The organism is Roseobacter insulae (assembly GCF_019375555.1).
In the GTDB taxonomy this organism is placed as follows: Bacteria; Pseudomonadota; Alphaproteobacteria; order Rhodobacterales; family Rhodobacteraceae; genus Roseobacter; species Roseobacter insulae.
This window is the reverse complement of record NZ_JAHXDN010000002.1, coordinates 785,359-805,722: the sequence shown is the minus strand read 5'-3', so window position 1 is coordinate 805,722 and position 20,364 is coordinate 785,359. Positions and strand designations below refer to the sequence as shown.

General features: G+C 59.0%; 16 protein-coding genes and 2 tRNA genes. 10 read left to right on the top strand and 8 right to left on the bottom strand.

The annotated features are described in order from the left end of the window. The first annotated feature begins 135 nt into the window (after positions 1-135). Complete coding sequence (gene bmt / locus KX928_RS10100) at positions 136-1,158, top strand: betaine--homocysteine S-methyltransferase (RefSeq protein WP_219502129.1); 1,023 nt, start codon at positions 136-138, stop codon at positions 1,156-1,158. Between the two features lie 6 nt (positions 1,159-1,164). Here the strand turns inward: bmt and KX928_RS10095 are convergent, their stop codons facing one another. Next, a complete protein-coding gene (locus tag KX928_RS10095) occupies positions 1,165-1,794 on the bottom strand; it encodes a TetR/AcrR family transcriptional regulator (protein WP_219501598.1) in 630 nt (209 codons plus the stop codon). Between the two features lie 79 nt (positions 1,795-1,873). On the opposite strand from KX928_RS10095, the gene KX928_RS10090 reads away from it, so the two are divergent. The 4 genes from KX928_RS10090 to KX928_RS10075 all read left to right on the top strand — a co-directional run bounded on the left by KX928_RS10090 (position 1,874) and on the right by KX928_RS10075 (position 7,802). After that, positions 1,874-3,034 carry an efflux RND transporter periplasmic adaptor subunit gene (locus KX928_RS10090; RefSeq protein ID WP_219501597.1) on the top strand — a complete coding sequence of 387 codons (1,161 nt, stop codon included), beginning with the start codon at positions 1,874-1,876 and terminating at the stop codon, positions 3,032-3,034. Continuing rightward, positions 3,034-6,183: an efflux RND transporter permease subunit gene (locus KX928_RS10085; RefSeq protein WP_219501595.1), complete on the top strand. Its 3,150-nt coding sequence runs from the start codon at positions 3,034-3,036 to the stop codon at positions 6,181-6,183. Before KX928_RS10090 ends, KX928_RS10085 begins: the two co-directional genes overlap by 1 nt. 213 nt (positions 6,184-6,396) lie before the next feature. After that, positions 6,397-7,095 carry a cobalamin B12-binding domain-containing protein gene (locus tag KX928_RS10080; RefSeq protein WP_219501593.1) on the top strand — a complete coding sequence of 233 codons (699 nt, stop codon included), beginning with the start codon at positions 6,397-6,399 and terminating at the stop codon, positions 7,093-7,095. Positions 7,096-7,163: 68 nt separating this feature from the next. Next, complete coding sequence (locus KX928_RS10075) at positions 7,164-7,802, top strand: DUF1638 domain-containing protein (protein ID WP_219501590.1); 639 nt, start codon at positions 7,164-7,166, stop codon at positions 7,800-7,802. Positions 7,803-7,890: 88 nt separating this feature from the next. Here KX928_RS10075 and KX928_RS10070 read toward each other — a convergent pair whose 3' ends face one another. Beyond that, on the bottom strand, positions 7,891-8,304 hold the full coding sequence (locus tag KX928_RS10070) for a SufE family protein (protein ID WP_219501588.1): 414 nt from the start codon (positions 8,302-8,304) through the stop codon (positions 7,891-7,893). Between the two features lie 124 nt (positions 8,305-8,428). Between KX928_RS10070 and KX928_RS10065 the strand changes: the two genes are divergently transcribed. Next, on the top strand, positions 8,429-8,941 hold the full coding sequence (locus KX928_RS10065) for a hypothetical protein (protein WP_219501587.1): 513 nt from the start codon (positions 8,429-8,431) through the stop codon (positions 8,939-8,941). A gap of 10 nt (positions 8,942-8,951) precedes the next feature. Here KX928_RS10065 and rnd read toward each other — a convergent pair whose 3' ends face one another. The 3 genes from rnd to purM form a co-directional block, all read right to left on the bottom strand. Next, positions 8,952-10,112 carry a ribonuclease D gene (gene rnd / locus KX928_RS10060; protein ID WP_219501585.1) on the bottom strand — a complete coding sequence of 387 codons (1,161 nt, stop codon included), beginning with the start codon at positions 10,110-10,112 and terminating at the stop codon, positions 8,952-8,954. Between the two features lie 99 nt (positions 10,113-10,211). Next, complete coding sequence (gene purN / locus KX928_RS10055; protein ID WP_219501583.1) at positions 10,212-10,805, bottom strand: phosphoribosylglycinamide formyltransferase; 594 nt, start codon at positions 10,803-10,805, stop codon at positions 10,212-10,214. Next, complete coding sequence (purM, locus tag KX928_RS10050) at positions 10,802-11,848, bottom strand: phosphoribosylformylglycinamidine cyclo-ligase (protein WP_219501581.1); 1,047 nt, start codon at positions 11,846-11,848, stop codon at positions 10,802-10,804. The genes purN and purM overlap by 4 nt, the downstream gene beginning before the upstream one ends. Before the next feature lie 129 nt (positions 11,849-11,977). Between purM and KX928_RS10045 the strand changes: the two genes are divergently transcribed. Beyond that, positions 11,978-12,054: transfer RNA gene (locus KX928_RS10045), tRNA-Ile, on the top strand. A 102-nt stretch (positions 12,055-12,156) separates the two neighbouring features. On the opposite strand, the gene KX928_RS10040 is transcribed toward KX928_RS10045, so the two are convergent. Further along, on the bottom strand, positions 12,157-13,482 hold the full coding sequence (locus KX928_RS10040) for an ATP-binding protein (protein WP_219501579.1): 1,326 nt from the start codon (positions 13,480-13,482) through the stop codon (positions 12,157-12,159). 48 nt (positions 13,483-13,530) lie between these two features. On the opposite strand from KX928_RS10040, the gene KX928_RS10035 reads away from it, so the two are divergent. From KX928_RS10035 to KX928_RS10025, 3 genes are all read left to right on the top strand, one after another. Continuing rightward, positions 13,531-14,442 carry an MBL fold metallo-hydrolase gene (locus KX928_RS10035; RefSeq protein ID WP_219501577.1) on the top strand — a complete coding sequence of 304 codons (912 nt, stop codon included), beginning with the start codon at positions 13,531-13,533 and terminating at the stop codon, positions 14,440-14,442. An 81-nt stretch (positions 14,443-14,523) separates the two neighbouring features. Next, positions 14,524-14,598 (top strand) — tRNA-Asn (locus KX928_RS10030). A gap of 228 nt (positions 14,599-14,826) precedes the next feature. Further along, complete coding sequence (locus KX928_RS10025) at positions 14,827-15,828, top strand: SDH family Clp fold serine proteinase (RefSeq protein ID WP_219501575.1); 1,002 nt, start codon at positions 14,827-14,829, stop codon at positions 15,826-15,828. 220 nt (positions 15,829-16,048) lie between these two features. Here the strand turns inward: KX928_RS10025 and KX928_RS10020 are convergent, their stop codons facing one another. Together KX928_RS10020 and KX928_RS10015 are read right to left on the bottom strand one after the other, a co-directional pair. Further along, entirely contained in the window at positions 16,049-19,012 is a 2,964-nt protein-coding gene (locus KX928_RS10020; protein ID WP_219501573.1) for a type I restriction endonuclease subunit R, read from the bottom strand. Continuing rightward, a complete protein-coding gene (locus KX928_RS10015) occupies positions 19,009-20,325 on the bottom strand; it encodes an anti-phage deoxyguanosine triphosphatase (RefSeq protein WP_219501571.1) in 1,317 nt (438 codons plus the stop codon). Before KX928_RS10015 ends, KX928_RS10020 begins: the two co-directional genes overlap by 4 nt. Between the last annotated feature and the right edge of the window lie 39 nt (positions 20,326-20,364).

The following is a 20,364-nucleotide window of genomic DNA, read 5'->3' as shown; positions in this document are numbered from 1 at the left end:
CCGGCACAGCTCCTTCTCTGTGCCGGGACGCCCGACATCGCTGGCAGGCAAGCTCATAACGATGATGAGTATTATGAGTTTGCCATGCTGTGGCATCCGTGACAGATCAGGCCTCTGTTCTGTGCGAGGCCCATGATGACCAACCCTTTCCTGACATTGCTGAACGACAAGGGCACGCTGCTTGCGGACGGGGCGACGGGCACAAATCTGTTCAACATGGGGTTGATGTCCGGTGACGCGCCCGAGTTGTGGAACACCGATCAGCCGCAGAAAATCACGGCGCTCTATAAGGGTGCGGTTGACGCTGGCAGCGATCTCTTTCTGACCAATTCATTCGGCGCCAATGCATCGCGCATGAAACTTCACGGTGCCGAGAAACGTGTGCATGAACTGGCGCGTGTTTCGGCAGAGATCGGACGCGAGGTAGCCGATACGGCCGACCGCCCCGTGATCGTCGCGGGATCCGTCGGGCCAACGGGCGAGATCATGGAACCTGTCGGCACGCTCAGCCACGCTTTGGCGGTTGAAATGTTTCACGAAGCCGCAGACGGATTGAAAGCGGGTGGCGCAGATATCGGCTGGCTGGAAACCATCAGCGCGCCGGAGGAATATCGCGCCGCGGCAGAAGGTTTCGCGCTCGCAGGGTTGGAATGGGCCGGGACCATGAGTTTCGACACGGCGGGGCGCACGATGATGGGCCTGACAAGTTCGGACATGGTCAAGATGGTCGATGATCTGGATGAGTACGCTCCGCTCGCGTTCGGGGCCAATTGCGGCACCGGGGCATCGGATCTTTTGCGCACGATCCTCGGGTTTTCAGCACAGGGACCGGAAAGACCGCTGATCGCCAAGGGCAATGCCGGTATTCCGAAATATGTCGACGGTCACATTCACTATGACGGCACGCCGGCGTTGATGGCCGATTATGCAGTGATGGCCCGCGCCTGCGGTGCGCGGGTGATCGGCGGCTGTTGCGGCACGATGCCGGAGCATCTGCGCCACATGCGCGAAGCTCTTGACACCCGGACGATGACGCATCCGCCCGCGCTCGAAGAAATCGTGGATCGCCTTGGCGCCTTTTCGTCACAGAGCGATGGCACCGGCGAGGATGCGGCACCGGCACGCCGAACATCGCGGCGGCGGCGCGCGGCCAGCTGACGCCGGTCATCCCCGGGACGGGTTTCCCAGGATCCCGCTGCCAACGGCTATGAGGAAATCCCAGTCTTCCAGCGCCTTGAGTTCGGTGCTGTTCTTTCTGTCAATGCTCAGGAACGCGTGCCCGTGCACGGAGGTCCACAGCATGTACGCGCATCGCGCCGCGGCCAACTCACCCGCCTCAGGCCCAAGGTAGGCGGCACAGGCCCCGACGACGATCTGGAAACAGGCTTCGCCTTTCTCCTGAAGACAACTGTCCTCCTCATGCCCTTCGGTGAGGCCGAACATCAGCCGGAAGATCCCCGGCTCGTCCTTGGCGAACTCGATATATGCCTTGCCGATTCCCGCAACAGCCTCCAGAGAGCCCGGCGGATGCCTGTCCCGTTCCTGCGACATTCGCAGGCTCAGACGGTCCATCGCATCTGACACCAGCGCGTTCAGAAGGTCGGTCCTGTCCTTGAAATGCTTGTAGGGTGCGGCTGTGCTGACCCCCGCCCGGCGCGCCGCCTCGGCCACGGAAAATCCTTCCGGACCATGGGCTTCCACCAGTTCACGCACAACCGTCAACAGCTGCCCTCGCAGGTCTCCGTGGTGGTAAGAAGCACGACGCTCCTGAACGGTGTCGTCAGTATCTGCCAAAAAAACGCTCCTTCGCGCTTGATAAAGTTAGAGGTTATAACATATGTAAGTAACACTTACTTCGCAAGTGAGGTCACACATGACATCTGCCGCAGCCGACAAACCCCTCTGGCAACGACTAATACGACAATGGCTCACCTTAGTCTTTACCCTATTCATGATCGGCATCGCCATCGGGCTGATGATCCTGGGCCAAAGCGTGCTGGCCGAGCGGGCCGCTGCGGTCACCCCGCCACAGGCCGCACCCGCGATGCATGTCCAGACGGATCGCCTTGTCCTGTCGGAGGGTTACGAGGTCCCACGGCGGTTTCCCGGGCAGATCGAGGCGGCGCAACATACGGTGATGGCCTTCGAGCAGGGCGGCACGATTGCACATCTCGCCGTCGATGAAGGTGACAGGATGACCGCCGGCACCGTGATCGCGCGTCTCGACACTAGGTTGATCGACGCGGACAGAACACGCCTGATGGCGGCCCGTCGCGCACTGGAAGCGCAGGCCGAACTGGCAAAACGCACCACCAGGCGACAGACCGAGCTGAGCGAACGCGGCTTCGCATCCCTGCAGGCGGTCGACAATGTGGCGCTGCGTCTGGCGGAGCTTGAGGCGCGCATTGCTGAAATCGACGCCAGCCTCGTATCCGTGGATCTGCAACTTGAAAAATCCGAGCTGCGCGCACCGTTTGACGCCATGGTATCCACCCGGATGGTCGATACAGGCAGTGCCGTGGGCTCCGGCCAGCCCGTGTTCTCGCTCGTGCAAGCGAGCGGTCAGCAGTTCCGGGTCGGCCTCACCCCCGATGCGCTTGCCGCGCTCACATCCACAAACGACGTGGCCGCGATTTTCGGCAATAAACGCTACCCGCTGCGCCTGAACGCCGTTTTGCCGGAGCTTGACAGCGCAACCCGCACGCGCACGGTCCTGCTTGATTTTGTCGGCTCCGAACTTCCGCCGCTGCGCGACACTGGCGCGCTGGTCCTGACCCAGATGGTCACGGAGCGCGGCGCATGGGTGCCCCTTGCCGCGCTGCAGGATGCCCCGCGTGGCCTGTGGCGCCTGATGACGGTGACCGATGACGGGGGGCAAACGCAGGTCCAGGCCGAAGCCGTGGAAGTGCTGTTCTCGGATGCGGAACGCGCCTATGTCCGGGGCACGTTCAGGGAAGGTATGCGTTACATCACGGATGGCCCGCACCGGGTCGTTAGTGGCCAGACGGTTAGCCTCCTGCAAGAGGCAGGCTGATGGAGACGCTTACGTTCCGCGAGCCGCGCATCGTCGCCCTGGCGCTTCTGGTCATCATTGCGGCCGGATTGTCCGCCCTGCTGGCCATCGGCCGACAAGAAGACCCGACGATCACGAACCTTTTTGCGACGATAACAACCCCCTACCCCGGCGCGGACCCCGCCAGAGTGGAGACGCTGGTCACCGCGGAAATCGAGGATGTGTTGCGCGAAATCCCGGAAGTGGACGAGATCAACTCCACTTCAGCCACGGGCATCTCGATCGTTCAGGTCGATCTGTCGGACACGCTGGCAGATGCCCGCATCGAACAGGTATGGTCCGAAATCCGCGACGCTCTGAGTGATGCAGAGGCTGAGTTCCCGCAAGGTGTGCTGACGCCGGATTTCTCCTCCGAAGGCGCGGGCACATTTGGCGCGATCATCGCGCTGTCGGCCACGCATGACGATGTGCCCCTGTCGATCATGGGCCGCTACTCCGAAAGCCTCGCCGATGCGCTGCGCAGCCTGCCCGGGACAAAGAACGTCGAAACATTCGGCGCCCCCGAAGAAGAGGTGCTCGTCACCCTCGACCCTGACCGGGCGGCAGCGCTGGGTCTGACGGCGGATGACGTCTCCGCCGTCATCGCCCGTGCTGACAGCAAGGGACAGGCCGGGCGCGTGCGCGGCAGGACCAGTGAGATGATCATCGATATCGAGGGAGATATCACGGCGCTTGAGCGTGTGCGGGAGGTGATTGTCCGGGAAGGCCCGGACGGTCAGGTCACCCGGCTTGCCGACGTCGCCTCGATCAGTCGCGGACCCCGCCTGCCGCTGGCGGAACAGGCCTTGCACAACGGCGCACCTGCCGTGCTGGTGGCCGCAAAGCTCGAAGACGGGTTAAAGGTTGATGTCTGGATCGCGCGGGTCACCAAGGCGCTGGCCGGATTTCAGGCCCAGGCACCGGGCGGTATTTCCGTCGAGCTTATCTTTGACCAGAGCCGCTACACCGCTGAACGGCTGGCCGAAGTTGGTGGCAACATGGCCATTGGCGTCGCCCTTGTCGTAGGTGTCCTGCTGATCACCATGGGGGTTCGTGCGGCCCTGATCGTCGCGTTGATCCTGCCGGTCGTGTCCCTTGCGACGCTTGCCACGATGAACATCATCGGCCTCGCGATCCACCAGATGTCCGTGACCGGCCTGATCGTGGCGCTGGGTCTGCTGGTCGATGCGGGGATCGTGATGACGGATGAAGTCGGCCAGCGGATTGCGAGAGGTCAGCAACGAATTGCCGCCGTGCGCGGCGCCGTCCGGCGCCTTTTTGCGCCGCTTTTCGCCTCGACCGTCACGACAGCCCTGTCCTTTACTCCGATGATCCTTCTGCCCGGACCGGCGGGAGACTTCGTGGGATCCATCGCCATTGCCGTCGTGACCATGCTCATGTGGTCCTTTGTCATCGCCGTGACGCTCACTCCCGCCATCGCGGGCTGGGCGATGCCGTCGCAACACGCGGTCAGCACTCTGGCCTCGGGGTTGAAGCTGCCGCTTGTCTCCGCAGCTTTCGCCGGGTCCCTGCGGTGGGCAGTGCGCAACCCCGTGCGGTCCGTCGGTTTTGCACTGGTGCTGCCGGTTCTGGGGTTCATGTCGATGCCTTTGTTGACTGCCCAGTTCTTTCCCGGCGTGGACCGTGACCAGTTCCATATCGAGGTGGATTTGCGCCCCGGCGCAGCGCTTGCCCAGACTGAAAAGGTCGTGCACAGGCTGGACGCACTGCTGCGTGGCGCACCTGAAACCACCCAGGTGTCCTGGGTTCTCGGCAAATCGGCCCCGGCATTTTACTACAACATGGTCAGCGCCCGCGATAACGCCGCGCGGTTCGCACAGGCGCTGGTCACGACCCGGTCGCCAGAAGCAACCGAGGCATTGATCGCCCGGCTGGAACGAGAGATCGGCACCGCGGCACCCGAGGCGCAGGTGCTGGTGCGCGGTCTGGTTCAGGGCCCGCCCGTCGATGCCCCGGTGGAGTTGCGCGTGGTGGGCTCCGACCTCGATACGCTGCGTGAGATCGGCGCGGACATGCGCCGCATTGTTGCAAACGTCGACGCGGTCACCCTCGCGCGCGGCACCGTCACGACCGGCGCACCCCAGGTGAGCGTTGACATCAACGAGGCCAAGGCACGCCAGCTCGGCCTTGATCTCGCAACCGTGGCGCGCCAGCTCGAAGCCGGTCTTGAAGGCGTTGCGGGCGGCTCCCTGCTGGAAGGGCCGGAAGAATTGCCGGTGCGCGTGCGCTTCGGGGACGCAACCCGCAGCGACCTGACCGCCATCGCCGACATGACCATCCTGCCGCCATCGGCCGCTGCGCTCTCACGCGAGGGTGATCTGCCAAGTATCCCGCTCTCGGCCATTGCGACCCTCTCACTGACGCCAAGCGAGCCCATCATCACGCGGCGCAACGCTGAGCGCGTCAACACGGTTCAGGCTTTCATCCTGCGCGATGTGCTGCCCGAGGAAGCACTCGTCGAAGTCCAGAATGCCCTGGAGGCCGAGGGCTTCGCCTTGCCTGCGGGCTACCGGCTCGAGATCGGCGGCGACAGCGATGCACGCGCGGAAACCCTGGGGAACCTGTTGGCATCGCTCGGTCTTATCGTCACCCTGTCGATTGCAGCCATCGTGATGACGTTCAACTCCTTCCGCCTGACGGTAATTGCCCTGGTTGTGAGCGTGTTGTCCGCCGGTCTGAGCATTCTGTCGCTCGCGATCTTCCAGTATCCCTTCGGGATCAATGCGATCATCGGGGTGATCGGGTCCATCGGCGTTTCGATCAACGCCGCGATCATCATCATGACCGGCCTGCGGGACGACCCGGAAGCCCGGTCGGGAGATCCGGGTGCCATGGTGGACGTGCTGATGGGATCCAGCCGGCACATCATCAGCACGACCATCACCACCTTCGGAGGGTTCCTGCCGCTGATCCTTGCCGGCGGCGGTTTCTGGCCGCCTTTTGCGATGTCGGTAGCCGGTGGCGTTTTGCTGTCGACAGTTGTGTCGTTCTATTTCACACCCCCGATGTTTGCGCTGCTTTACGCCCGTCGCGGGCGGGCGCCGACGCAGGACAGCGCCGTGCGGAACGCCCCGCAACCACCGGTAGCACTGGTGCAGGCGGCCGAGTAAGCGCGGGCTCACCTGTACATGATTATGAGAAAGTTTCGAACGCCCCGCGTGTTCAAAAGCTTGTGCAGCCTTCTGTTGTCACGCTAAAATTCGCGTCACAGCGTCGCACATTGTTACCCTCGTGTCGCAATTTGAAAAGTCGCATGCAGACGTTCTGTCAAAAGAGTTCAGAGGTCGCACCCTGCTTTATGGTGCGGCAACAAAGGAAAGCCAATGTCGGACGAAGACGATATCATCCTCTCGGAGCTGGACGACGAAGAACTCGTTCAACAGATGTTTGACGACCTTTACGACGGTCTCAAGGAGGAAATCGAGGAAGGCGTGAACATCCTGCTGGAACGCGGATGGCAACCTTACGATGTGCTTACCAAGGCCCTTGTCGGCGGTATGACCATCGTCGGCCACGACTTCCGGGATGGCATTCTCTTTGTGCCAGAGGTCTTGCTGGCCGCGAACGCGATGAAGGGCGGCATGGCCATCCTCAAACCGCTGCTTGTCGAAACCGGTGCGCCGCGCGTCGGCAAGATGGTCATCGGCACCGTCAAGGGCGACATTCACGACATCGGCAAGAACCTCGTCGGCATGATGATGGAAGGCGCTGGTTTCGAAGTCGTCGATCTCGGCATCAACAATGCGGTCGAAGCCTACCTTGAAGCGATGGAAAAGGAAGGCCCCGACATCCTGGGCATGTCTGCACTGCTGACAACCACGATGCCCTATATGAAAGTTGTCATCGATACGATGGTCGAACAGGGCATCCGCGATGACTATATCGTACTGGTCGGAGGCGCGCCGCTGAACGAGGAATTCGGCCGGGCGATCGGTGCCGACGCCTATTGCCGGGACGCTGCGGTCGCGGTGGAAACCGCAAAGGAATGGGTTGGTCGCAAGCATAACCAGAAATCCGCCTGACCACCGTCACATGGAATGTGCGGCCTGTGTCGGATGCCCGGCGCAGGCCGTTTTCATGAAAGGGTGCCATGCAAGGTCTGAACGACAATAAGCTGACGGAGACCGGGCTGCCGCTGACCCAAAAGAGCGGCAGGGTTCTTCTCGTCGCCTGCGGCGCGCTGGCCCGCGAAATCATCGACCTGAAAAAGGCGAACGGCTGGGTGCATCTTGATCTCACCTGCCTGCCCGCGAAATACCACCTCTATCCCGATAAGATCACAGAGGCCGTCCGCGATACGGTGGCAAAACACGGCGATGCCTATGACACGATCTTCGTGGTCTACGCCGATTGCGGCACCGGTGGCCTGCTGGAGGCCGCCTGCAAGGAGCTTGGCGTGGAGATGATCGCAGGCCCGCATTGCTACTCGTTCTTCGAAGGTAACGACCGTTTCGCCAAGCAGGCAGAGACAGAGATCACAGCCTTCTACCTCACCGATTTTCTCGTGCGTCAGTTCGAGGCCTTCATCATCAAGCCGATGGGCCTCGACCGCCATCCCGAACTGCGCGACATGTACTTTGGCAATTATGAAAAACTGGTCTATCAGGCACAGACGGACGATCCGGCCCTCACCGCGAAAGCGCGCGATTGTGCAGACTTTCTGGGCTTGGCCTTCGAACGCCGCCTGACAGGGTATGGTGACCTTGCCACCGCCCTGGCGAAGCTTTGATGCGGCGATCTGCCGATAACCGCTCCACCACCACAATTTCCGGAGGAAATTAAAACATCGCGTGACGCCGAAGGCGTCGCCTTTCAGGTCACGCCGCGGCAGCGGCCGCGACAGAGCGGATGCGCTCGATCATTGCGCGCAACCCGTTGGAGCGCTGCGCCGACAGGTGATCATTGAGGCCCAGCCGTTCCATTTCGGCGCGTGCGTCCACGGAGATCACCTGTTCCAACGGCAGCCCGTTGTACAGTTTCCTCAGAACCGCGATCAGCCCGTTCACGATCATCGCGTCGCTTTCCCCGTCAAACTGCAGCACGCCGCCCTCCGTGAGCGCATGCAGCCATACCTGGCTGGCGCAGCCCTCAACCTTGGTCGCAGGCACTTTGAGCGCCTCCTCAAGGGGGGCCATCGCCTTGCCCTCTTCGATCACCAGCCGGTAGCGATCCTCCCAGTCTTCCAGAAACTGGAAGTCTTCCACCAATTCTTCAAAAGCAGCCTGCGCCATGCCGATCCTCATTTGTTGCGACTGAGGTAAGCCGTGACCTGCCAAAGGTCCAGCCCTGCCTTGACGCTTTTCAAAGGACATCAGATGCGCTAGTCCGAAGTACGAAAAACAATTGGCAGGCAGCATGCGCAAGACAGTTTCCGCCCTCGTGGTCTCGACCCTGGTCCTTTCGGCCTGCAGTACGCGGCTCAACCCTTTCAATTGGTTCGGCAATGGCGAGTCGGTGCCCGTCGCCACCGCCGCGTCCGAGGAAAAGAATCCGTTGCTGCCTGAACGCTCGGGCATTTTTCAGTCCCGACGTGACCGCGAAGCCATCTATCAGGGCACCCCGATCGAGACCATTGACGAGCTGATCATTGAACGGGTCCCCGGCGGCGCCATCATCCGGGCCACGGGCACCGCGGCGGTACAGGGGATTTACGACGTCCAGCTGACGCCCGCCAACAAGGATGAGCAAGCCGAGGACGGTGTTCTGACCTACCGGTTGGAAGGGCTGCGCCGTGACGGAAGCGTCGCGCGCGGTGCACCTGCGACGCGGCAGGTCACGGCGGCGCGTCGGGTCACCGACCGCACGCTGGCGGAGGCCAGAACCATTCGGGTGGAAGGTGTTCAGAACGCGCAGCAGGCACGCCGCTAGGGTCGCCTGTTCAGTCCAGCGACACGATGCGAACGTCAGAGTTATCCGCCGCCAGCGCAATCTTGCCGTCACACAATCGCAGCGCATCAGCACCGAACACCTCTTTGCGCCAGCCGGACAGCGCCGGCACGTCGCGCAGGCCAGCCGCGATACCATCCAGATCAGCGGCGGAAGCGATGAGCTTTGCAGCGACGCCGACGCTTTCGGTTTTCGCCTTGAGCAGCACCCTCAGCAGATCTGCCAGCGCCGGGTTGACCTGCAGCTTGTCGCGGGACCGGTCAGGTTGCGGCATCTTCTCCGGCGCACAGGCCACGCCCGCGGCCACGGCTTTCAGAATGCCCTCGGCGATATCGCCCCGTCGGGCCTCTCGCAAAAGCAGCCTTGCACGCCCCAGTTCCTCGGGGGTCTTGGGCTTGTTCGACGCCAGTTCTACCAGCGCGTCATCTTTGAACACCCGGTTGCGGGGCACGTTGCGCTCCTGCGCATAGATCTCGCGGAACGCCGCCAATTCACGCACGACGGCGAGGAACTTCGGTGAATTCGTGCGCGTTTTCACCCGGCGCCATGCCTCGGTGGGGGTCACCACATAGGTTTCGGGGCTTGTCAGCACGGTCAGCTCTTCCCTGACCCACCGGCTGCGCCCCGTTTCCTCCAGCTTATCGGCCAGAAATTCGTAGATGTCACGCAGGTGGGTCACATCAGCCAGCGCATAGGTCTTCTGGGCCTCGGTCAGCGGACGGCGTGACCAGTCGGTAAACCGCGAGGTCTTGTCCAGCTGCTGTTTCGCTATGCGCCGGACAAGCGTTTCATACCCCACCTGTTCGCCGAAACCACAGACCATCGCGGCGACCTGGGTATCGAACAGCGGCTCGGGAAAGACCTGCGCGTCAACGTAGAAAATCTCAAGATCCTGCCGTGCGGCATGAAACACCTTCACCACCGAAGTATCGCGGAAGAGATCGTAAAGCGGTTCGAGCGACAGCCCGTCAGCCAGGGGGTCCACCAGCACCGCACCGCTGTCGTCCTTGCCAGGCATCGCCAGCTGGATCAGGCACAGCTTGGAGTAGTAGGTGCGTTCGCGCAAAAACTCGGTATCCACCGTCACATAGTCAAAGGTGGCCGCTTCCGTACAAAAAGCAGCAAGTTCCGCAGTCGTTGTGAGTGTTTTCATTCGGGCTTTTCTTTTTCTTCGAGTTTGTAAAATTACCCAGTCTTGAAACTGTTACACGACGCCTGCGCCTTTGACCAGAACCCGCCCGGGCCCCGCCTGTCACCGCAGCATGATCGGACGTCGGTCACCAGCCGCAAAGCGCCTCAGCACCGCCGGGTAAAGGATATGTTCCTGTGCGAGAACGCGCGCGGCAAGGGTCGCCTCGGTATCATCAGGCAGGACGGGAACCTCCGCCTGCCCCAGTATCGGCCCGTCATCCAATGCGGCGGTGACTTCATGAACCGTGCAGCCGTGCATGGTGTCACCCGCGTCCAGCGCGCGGGCGTGGGTATGCAGACCCCTGTACTTTGGCAGCAGCGAGGGGTGGATGTTGAGCATATGTCCCCGCCACGGATCGACAAATCCAGCCGTCAGCTTCCGCATGAACCCGGCAAGGCAGATGATCTCGGGCGCATGGTGCGCAATGGCCCCGGTGATGGCATGTTCAAAAGCGACGCGATCCCCCTTGAACGGCTCGTGACGCACAACTTCCGTCGGCACACCGGCGGTTTCGGCGATCTCCAACCCACCTGCCTTCGGGTCATTCGACAAGACGACACAGGCCCGCGCCGGATGATCATCTGTCATGCTCTCCAGCAGCTTTTGCATGTTCGAGCCGCTGCCCGAAATGAAAATCGCAACGCGCTTGGTCACGAAAGGCTGCCTGTGTAGGCGACGCCCGGCTGATTGGTGACCGTTCCGATGCGAGTGACGTCTTCGCCAAGCTCGGACAGGATTTGCGTGATCTTATCCGCCTGATCGGGGGCCACGACTAGGATCATGCCGAGCCCGCAGTTGAAGGTCTTCAGCAACTCGCTTTCAGACATGCCGCCGGTCTGCGCCATCCACTGAAAGACCGGCGGCAAGACCCAGGTGTTCAGATCGATCTGCGCGCCCAGACCCTCGGGCAGAACCCGCGGCAGGTTCTCGGTCAGCCCGCCGCCGGTGATATGCGCAAGCGCATGCACACCCCCGGCCCGGATCGCCGCCAGTGCCTGCCGTACGTAAAGCCGCGTGGGCGTCAGAAGCTCGGCCCCCAGCGACTGGTCTGACCATGGGCAGGCGTCCTGCCATCCCAGACCGGAGAGCTCCACCAGTTTCCTCACAAGGCTGTAGCCGTTCGAATGTACACCGTCCGATGCCAGCCCCAGCAGGACGTCTCCCGACGCCACGTCGGCGGGCAGATCACGGCTCCGCTCCATCGCGCCGACGGAAAAGCCCGCAAGATCGAAATCACCCGCGGGGTACATGCCGGGCATCTCTGCGGTTTCTCCGCCGATGAGCGCACAGCCTGCACGCTCACAGCCCAGTGCGATGCCTTCGATGATCCGCGCGGCCTGATCTGTGTCCAGCGCGCCTGTCGCGAAATAGTCAAGGAAAAACAACGGCTCAGCGCCCTGACACACCAGATCGTTGACACACATGGCAACGAGGTCGACGCCCACACCATCAACATGGCCCGTGTCGATAGCGATGCGCAGCTTGGTCCCCACGCCATCCGTGGCGGCCACAAGGATCGGGTCGGTATAGCCGGCGGCCTTCAGATCGAACAGCGCGCCAAAACCGCCCAGACCGGCCATGACACCCGATCTGTTGGTGCGTCTGGCCGCCGGTTTGATCCGGTCCACAAGCGCATTGCCCGCGTCGATATCGACACCCGCATCCGCATAGGTGATCCCGTTTTTGGGCAGTGTCATGGTCCGGTCCCTCGCATCACAGATTTCTTGATCGCGGGTTAGAGCATTCACGGTCGGCATGCAATGTCCGCCAATGGTTTGCAGCCCCTTGACGCCAGCAGCGCCCCGGCTTACCCACGCATTCATGGCGGGCCTGTAGCTCAATTGGTTAGAGCAGAGCGCTCATAACGCTTTGGTTGCGGGTTCAAGTCCTGCCGGGCCTACCATAGTTTCCAACCGCTTGATGTGACGCGTGTTCCCGGACACCGGGGCGTGCCGGTCCGCGGTCCGGTCTGACCGTTTGGGGGCACGCCGGACCTGCCGGACATTCATCGCGCGATGACAATATCCGCCCGCAGCCCGCCCAACCGGTCCGACGTGCTGAGCCGCAAGACACCGCCATGCGCACGGGCGATATCGGTGGCGATCGCCAGCCCCAGACCGACGCTGCCGCCCTTGTCCTGATTGCGCGCCGGATCGAGCCGCGTGAAAGGTCGGGTCGCCTCGGCTCTGCGATCCTCGGGAATACCCGGGCCGTCGTCCTCCACCCGGATGCGCAGCGTTTTATCGCTCAGCATCACCGACACCTCGGCATGGGCGCCATAGCGCACCGCATTCGAGATCAGGTTGTCGAGGGCACGGCGCATCGTCGCGGCGTTCAGTTTCACCGTGCCCTCGCCATCGCCTTCGGAGGGGCGCAGCGTCACCTTGCGCCCGGCCCGGCGGGCGTCTTCAACCACGCTGGCGACAAGCGCATGTGGATCAACGGCCTCCGGTTCCCCCTCGCCGGCCCCTTTGACGAAATTCAGAAAGGCGTCCAGCATGTTCTGCATGTCATCGACGTCCTGCTCCAGCAGCGCACGCTCCTCGTCTTCAAGCATCGACAGGCTGAGCCGCATCCGGGTCAGCGGAGTGCGCAGGTCATGGCTTACCCCCGAGAGCATCAACGTGCGCTGTTCGATCTGGCGCTCGATCCGATTGCGCATGTCGAGGAACGCGTTACCGGCGGCGCGCACTTCCAGCGCGCCAGAGGGGGTGTAGGGTTCATGCCGACCGCGCCCGAATGCTTCGGAGGCGCGGGCCAGCCGCTTGATCGGCCGCAGCTGGTTGCGCAGGTACAAAATGGCGATGACGGTGATCAGCCCGCCAAAGAACAACATGTTGACGAAGAGCTGATGCGGGTTGGACGCCGAAATCCTGCGCCGGTCAAAGCTGATCTTCACAGGCCCGAACCGGGTATCGCAATAGACATTGACGCGGCGGTATTCGGTCAGGTCAATTGCCATGATCCGCATCCCTTCGCCCGGCAAGCGGGACACGATCACGCGCCCGGAAAAGTCAAACCAGTCGCGCATGTTTTCCGCCGGTACCGCCGCCCGATCAACCGGCGTCGCGGTGATGGCAAGTTGCGATGCCTGCTCGATCACACGCGTACCGACGGAGCCGCGATCCGGCGCCCTGTCGATGATATCGAGCACAAGCCGGAGTTCGCGGGCCACCGTATCGGTCATCTGCTGCGTGACATCTTCGAAATGCCGGGTCAGAAACAGAACGGTGACCACCAGTTGCAGGAACACGACGGGCAACAGCAGGATAAGCACGGCACGCGCATAAAGGCTGCGGGGCATATAATGTTTGAGCCAGACAAACGACATGCGCTAGACCCTAACGACGCCCCTGCCCTTTAGAAAGACCGAATGCCCATGCAGGCCCCCGACGAATTTGATCCCGAGATTGGCCGACCGACACCGCTGCGGCCGGGCCTGCGACGCATCGTGGCGCCCAACCCGTCGCCGATGACCTATCGTGGCACAAACACCTATCTTTTGGGCAGGGACGAGATTGCCGTAATCGATCCCGGGCCGGATGACAGGGACCACCTGGACGCCATTCTGGCGGCGATACCTCGGGGCAGCAGGATCACGCACATTCTTGTCAGCCATGCGCATCTCGATCACTCGCCGCTGGCGCGCAGGCTGCAGTCCGCCTGCGGAGCCCCGATCAGCGCCTTTGGCCCGGCAGAGGCGGGTCGCTCGGCCGTCATGGAGCGGTTGTTGCAGTCCGGCATGGCAGGCGGAGGTGAAGGGATCGATACATCGTTTTCGCCCGACATTCACCTGCGCGAGGGTGACAGGATTGCCAGCGCGGACTGGCGGCTCGATGTCATTCACACTCCCGGACATCTGGGCAACCACATTTGCTTTGCCTGGGGTGACAACTGCTTTACCGCGGATCACGTGATGGGTTGGGCCAGTTCTCTGGTGTCCCCCCCAGACGGGGACCTCACGGATTTCATGGCCTCCTGCGCACGCCTCCAGCAAAGAGACTGGGAGGCGTTTTTTCCCGGCCACGGCGAGGTGATCGGCGCACCCAACGCGCGGCTCGATTGGCTGGTCGCCCACCGCCTGGGTCGCGAGGTGCAAATCCTTGAGGCATTGCGCGCAGGCCCCGCCACGGCCGAGGCGCTCGCCCGCGCCATATACGTGGACACCCCCCCGGGCCTTCTTGGCGCTGCGAGCCGTAATGTTCTGGCCCATCTGATTGATCTTAAGGGGAAAAACCGGGTCATGGCGGGGGAGTATCTTCAGGCGACTACGGTCTTTGAATTGCGCTGAGAACATCGCGCTCAAATTTCCCGATTTCCTGCAATTCCCTCTGGACGCGCCAAAATACCGCTGCTATATCGCCCGAACCGTTCCGGCGTAGCTCAGCGGTAGAGCAGTTGACTGTTAATCAATTGGTCGTAGGTTCGATCCCTACCGCCGGAGCCATAATAAGCCCTTTAAGGTCAATGCCTTAGAGGGTTTTTTTGTTTTAGGTCATTTTCCACTGGCCGCTTGAATCGCCACGGAGTCGCCACCGCGAGGGCCTTAATCGATAATCCAAATACAAATGGCGTGGTTGGCTTGAGCAACTTTCCAAGACTCAAGTTTCATAATTTGACTTCCAAGCCATCCTATGGAAATGCTTGGCAAAAACGGATGGAGACAGAGTAGTTTATGGACTTCGCAACCCGAAAGCCCTTTTACGACAAGATTGAGCAAGAGCGCGAAACCAAAATCATTTCTTATGTGACCGGTGACAGGCAAAATGCCGAGGCTCAGATCGGGGCTGACTGCATAGACATATTTGTCGATTTGCTTGACGCTATCGGTCCGACCCAACGTATTTCTCTCTTGCTGCACACGAATGGGGGCAACACTGCTGCTGCGTGGCGTTTGGTTAACCTGATTAAAACGTTTTGCGATGAACTTGAGGTCTTGATTCCATATAAGGCTATGAGCGCAGGGACCTTAATTTCTCTTGGAGCGCAAAACATTGTGATGTCGAAACAAGCAGCACTTGGGCCTATCGATCCAAGTTTGACTCATCCACTTGGACCTCAAGCCCCCGGAGGCAACCAACTCGCTCGTCTACCTGTGAGTGTCGAAGCAGTCAGAGGTTACATGGACGCCGCAACTCAAGACCTTGGCATTAAGGATGACAAGGTTTTAGGTGACCTTCTCACTGATCTGTCAAATAAAGTTCATCCGTTGGTTCTTGGGGAGATATTTCGCTCAAGAGCGCAGATTCGCTTCTTGGCGGAGAAACTTTTGAAGGGGCACGTGAACGACACTGAGAAGGTGCAGGCCATCGTAGATTTTCTATGTGCGGACTCTGGAAGTCACGATTACACGATAAATCGGCGAGAAGCCGCTTCCTTGGGTCTTCCGGTAGAGAAGCCAAGTGTGGATTTTTATGATATACTAAAGTCTGTGCATCGTAGCTATAGTCAGCAAATGAAACTGGCAGAACCGTTCAACCTGCAAACAGTTGGCCCGCCAAATCAGGCTACGCAGTATCAATTGGTACGCGGAATAATTGAGAGTGTGGACGGTGGCTCTCATGGTTTCGTAACTGAGGGAACGATTATTCGATCTATGGTTCAGCCACCGCCGCCGAACCCACCGCAAGAGCAATTTCAAGACCAAAGGACGTTTGAAGGTTGGAGAACGTTATGACCACACACCGGAACGCAACTGACGCAAGCTACATTTATCGAGAAACATCGGCGCTTAGCACAATGCGAACCGACAATACTTCTGATACGGGTAACTTGCTGCAAGTCATCCGAGACTCGACACTGCTAGTTGGGCCGCAGTTGAATCCTCTGACACATGAGCAATCACCAGTCGCGCCCAATGGCGGCGTTCAGGCTGTGTCCAAAAACTGACTAACTAACTATCCAGTCTTTGCCTGCCGTTGCGCCCGATTGAAAAAATGGCGCGTGGCTTGCTCGCGTGCGTCTTTGTCTGTCATGACGATATTGCGCATCTCGTTATCCTGCTGAAACATCTTAACCATGCCTTGGAAGAACGCCTGTGAAAAAGCGTTGTAAACGACGTCCGCCGGGTTGTTACGAACCATCTCCGTCATCTCTTCATCCATGATCTCGCGCGTCACACGTTCAAAGCGCAGGAAGTCCTCGCGCGAAAACTGCGTACCGTGTCGTTCATTGAACGAGTCGATGATCTCCGAAAGCGACATCTCCTCTTCCTCGGTGTAGGGGTTTGCCCCAAACTCAGTGATTGGTTGCAATTCGGAAGTTTCGCCGGGAGACAGCGACGCGCTGCCCTCTTCGCCCTTTTGCAGCTTGAACGCGGACAAGTTCAGCATGTCGTCAGTGATGGTAATATCTGCGGGCACGTCACGAGATGGCAGCAGACGCGACAGCCACGAGGTGTAGGCGTAAAGTTTTTCGAGCCACGCGTCGTTCAACGAAACGACCTGCGCAACGAAGGCATAGAAGCGTTGGAAACTCTTGAGTAATTGCCGGAACTCTTCCTTCTGTGCCTCGTCCTCATCCAGATTGAATCGTTCGACAGCCAGTCGGACCGTGCCCTCCAAGGCAAGGCGATCTTGTGTCGTCAGATCGCCTTTAAAGAATTGGTCGGCGAAGCGTTCAACCTCGTCTTTGTGGATGTAGGTCGTGTTTGAGATGCGCTGTTCAAGGTCGTAGATTTGATTGAGATCGGTGCGTTCTTCGAGCGCAGTAGTCTCAAAGAACGGCGCGAAAGCCTCTTTGATCTCTTCCATTGTGTTTTGGAAGTCGAGGACGAAGGTGCGTGTTTTTCCCGCACGCGTTCGATTCAAGCGAGCAAGTGTCTGCACCGCCTGCAACCCGGCGAGTTTCTTATCAACATACATCGCGACCAGCTTTGGTTGGTCGAATCCTGTCTGGTATTTCTCTGCAACCACCAAAACTTGATATTCGTCTGTATCAAACTTCTTGGGCAACTCCGTTTCTGCAAAGCCGTTTGCAATGGCCTCTGTCCAGACATTACCATCCACATTCAAATCACCTGAGAAAGCAACAAGGGCTTTGAGGTCTGTGTATCCCTTGTCTTCGATATACCTTGTCAGTTGCTGCCAGTAGCGCAGCGCGTGTTCTCTGCTTTGGGAAACGATCATTGCTTTCGCCTGACCGCCCAGTTCCTTTGCGATGTGGCGGCGAAAGTGCTCAACGATGACCTCTACCTTCTGGTCAATTGCGGTCGGGTGCAGTGAAGCATACCGGGCCACCCTGCCCTGCGCTTTTCTACCGATGAACGCCGGGTCATCCTCAATTGTTTTTTCAAGTTGGTAGTATGCCTTGTAGGTCATGTAGTTCTGAAGCACGTCCAGAATAAACCCTTCTTCGATGGCCTGACGCATCGAATATAGGTGAAACGGATGCGGCTTAGCATCTGATTCAATGCGCCCGAACCGCTCAAGCGTTACGTTTCTGGGCGTAGCGGTAAACGCGAGGAATGAGATGTTTTTCTGAGGCCCGCGCGCCTTCTGAAACGCCAGCACCATATCCTCGATGTCATCAGAACTTGTTGCATTTCGGGTCAGCGCATCAGTCATTGCTTGTGCAGCCTTGCCCGATTGAGAGGAGTGCGCTTCGTCAATGATAACCGCGAAGTTTCTTCCTGCCTGTCCTGAGATCGCTGCCAGATGTTCGGTGCCGAATTTCTGGATCGTGGTGATGATGATGCGCGCGCCACCTACTATGGCCTCTTTGAGATCGCGAGACGTGCCATCGATCTTCTTCACGACGCCATCGGTCTGGGCAAACCCGCCAATGGTATTCTGCAGTTGACGATCCAGCACCAAACGGTCTGTCACGATAATCGCGGTGTCGAACAACGGTTGGTCGCTTTCGTCATGAAGATTGATGATCTGATGCGCGGTCCAAGCGATGGTATTTGACTTGCCCGACCCGGCACTGTGCTGGATCAGGTAGTTCTGTCCCGCACCTTTTAACTTGGCGTCTGCCAGCAGTTTGCGTACTGCATCGAATTGCTGGAAGCGTGGGAAGATCAGAACTTCTTTTCCGCCATCCCGTTCGAGGTGGATGAAGCGTCCGATCAGATCAAGCAGCACATCACGCGAGAACACTGCTTTCCCGTCCGGCAAGTTTTTATAGAGATAAGCAACACGGTTTTCGCCCGGCACATCCGGGTTCCCAGCACCGCCATCCCGTCCACGATTGAAAGGCAAGAAACGCGTTTTGCCGTTCATCAAGCGTGTTGTCATCGACACGTTGTCCTGATCTAGCGCGAAGTGGACGATGGCCCCCCGCTTGAAGGTCAGCAGCGGCTCACCGCCGGGGGAGCGGTCCTTCCGATACTGCTTTTCCGCGTGTTTGACATTTTGCCCTGTCAGCAGATTTTTCACCTCAAGCGTTGCTACTGGGATGCCGTTAACAAAAGTCGAGATGTCGATGGCGTTCTTGTTCTTGGCCGAATAGGTCACCTGCCGCATCACTGACAGGAGGTTGGCCTCATACAGTCGGTTCAGGTCTGGGTTCAGGTTCGACGCCGGATTAAAATAGCAGAGCGTGAAATGGATGTTTGGCACCAGCTTGATACCGTCGCGGAGCACCACATGGGTCGGGTTGTCCTTCAACGCTTTTTCGAGACGTTTCAGAACTTCGGCCTCAGCCTGCGCGCTATAATGATCTTCAAGCGTCTGCCAAGCCTCAGGTTGGGTGGTCTTCAGAAAACGGAACAGCAACTCGGTGTCAAGCGCATAGGCGACGCTGTAATGGGCCGCGCAGTCACGTTCGATGTATCCCTGCTCTGAGGTTAGACAGCCAACGATGTGCGTCTCAAAAACCTTCTCTTGATGAATGTCAGCCGTGGTGTGTGTTTCGGTCAAAGTTCGTCTCCACTACTGCCAAATCCGGGTTGAAACAGCCTTTTATAAAGCCTTTCCGCATAGGCATCGGTCATCCCTGCAACGTAGTCGCATACGCGGCGTTCTTTGCTGCTGTCGGTATCTCCATCCTCCCATGACTCAGAAGGTATGAGGGCTTTAGGGTCAGACACAAGTGCCTCAAAAAGTTTGGAAACCAACATCTGACCACGCCGCTCCAATTGCTGAACCTTCGCTTTTCGAATAATTAGATTGTAGGCCACATCATCTTTTAAATGCTTGAGAAGTTTTTCATGAGGATCAGGGAGGACAGCATTGAAGCCAAGCAAAGGATGCTCAAATCCTTCGTCACTTTTTTTGATGGTAACACTCGTGATGAACAAATTAACGAGGTTCGAAACCATCTGCTTTCGCTTGAAGCTGTTTTCAAAAAGACCTTCGCATACGGATTTGGCGTCAAAAGTTGAACCGCCGTGCTCGATCTGACCGCCAATGTATTCGAAAGCGCGCGCGATCTCTTGGCGAACCTCGTCTTTAGTCGCCAGACCACGTGCTACAATGTCTTCAATGTCATGAATCCCGTAAGCGATATCATCGGCGAGTTCCAATAAGCTGCAATCGAAACTGTGGTGCTTTGGCTTACCGTTTTTGGTTTCCTGAAACTTCTCGCGGTCCGCATCAGAGAACCCCTCAAGCACCCATTCCACCACCGGCCTTTCTTCATTGTGGTAGCATTTGGGTGGCTTGTTTATTTGGTTGTCCATATCAAACGCGCTCATGGCGCAAGGGTATTTGAGAACACTCAATAGAAGGCGTCTGGTAGGGTATATGCCCTTCCCGCGCTCTTTGTATTTCTCCAGCCGGGCCAAAATTCTAAGCGTCTGGCCGTTTCCTTCGAAACCACCGAACTCGAGCATAGAATAATGAAGTGCTTGTTCCCCTTTGTGCCCGAACGGCGGGTGGCCCAGATCATGCGCCAAACATGCTGCTTCAATAAGATCGCGGTTAGGAAACCAGTCTCTGATCTTCTCCGGAAAAAAAGCCGCTTTTTGTTGTAGGACTTCTAAGATGCCATAGCCGATCTGCGCGACTTCAATTGAATGGGTCAGCCGAGTGCGATGAAAGTCACCTTCACCAACCCCCATGACCTGTGTCTTGCCTTGCAGTCGCCTGAAGGCGGCAGAGTGCATTATGCGCGCCCGGTCACGCTGATATGGAGACCGTTTATCTTTCGGGCGATTAGGCTGGTCTTCGTGAAGGCGATGTTCAAAAAACTGATGGTTCAACTGATGACTTTCTAATCTTGGGTTTTTCATTTCTTGCTTTGGTAGCGATTCCTGCTTTCGTAAATTCTA

Excerpts from the sequence above, each read along its gene's own strand:
- bmt (WP_219502129.1), top strand. The coding sequence starts at position 136 with ATGACCAACCCTTTCCTGACATTGCTGAACGACAAGGGCACGCTGCTT.
- KX928_RS10090 (WP_219501597.1), top strand. The coding sequence starts at position 1,874 with ATGACATCTGCCGCAGCCGACAAACCCCTCTGGCAACGACTAATACGA.
- KX928_RS10085 (WP_219501595.1), top strand. The coding sequence starts at position 3,034 with ATGGAGACGCTTACGTTCCGCGAGCCGCGCATCGTCGCCCTGGCGCTT.
- KX928_RS10080 (WP_219501593.1), top strand. The coding sequence starts at position 6,397 with ATGTCGGACGAAGACGATATCATCCTCTCGGAGCTGGACGACGAAGAA.
- KX928_RS10075 (WP_219501590.1), top strand. The coding sequence starts at position 7,164 with ATGCAAGGTCTGAACGACAATAAGCTGACGGAGACCGGGCTGCCGCTG.
- KX928_RS10070 (WP_219501588.1), bottom strand. The coding sequence starts at position 8,304 with ATGGCGCAGGCTGCTTTTGAAGAATTGGTGGAAGACTTCCAGTTTCTG.
- KX928_RS10065 (WP_219501587.1), top strand. The coding sequence starts at position 8,429 with ATGCGCAAGACAGTTTCCGCCCTCGTGGTCTCGACCCTGGTCCTTTCG.
- rnd (WP_219501585.1), bottom strand. The coding sequence starts at position 10,112 with ATGAAAACACTCACAACGACTGCGGAACTTGCTGCTTTTTGTACGGAA.
- purM (WP_219501581.1), bottom strand. The coding sequence starts at position 11,848 with ATGACACTGCCCAAAAACGGGATCACCTATGCGGATGCGGGTGTCGAT.
- KX928_RS10040 (WP_219501579.1), bottom strand. The coding sequence starts at position 13,482 with ATGTCGTTTGTCTGGCTCAAACATTATATGCCCCGCAGCCTTTATGCG.
- KX928_RS10035 (WP_219501577.1), top strand. The coding sequence starts at position 13,531 with ATGCAGGCCCCCGACGAATTTGATCCCGAGATTGGCCGACCGACACCG.
- KX928_RS10025 (WP_219501575.1), top strand. The coding sequence starts at position 14,827 with ATGGACTTCGCAACCCGAAAGCCCTTTTACGACAAGATTGAGCAAGAG.
- KX928_RS10015 (WP_219501571.1), bottom strand. The coding sequence starts at position 20,325 with ATGAAAAACCCAAGATTAGAAAGTCATCAGTTGAACCATCAGTTTTTT.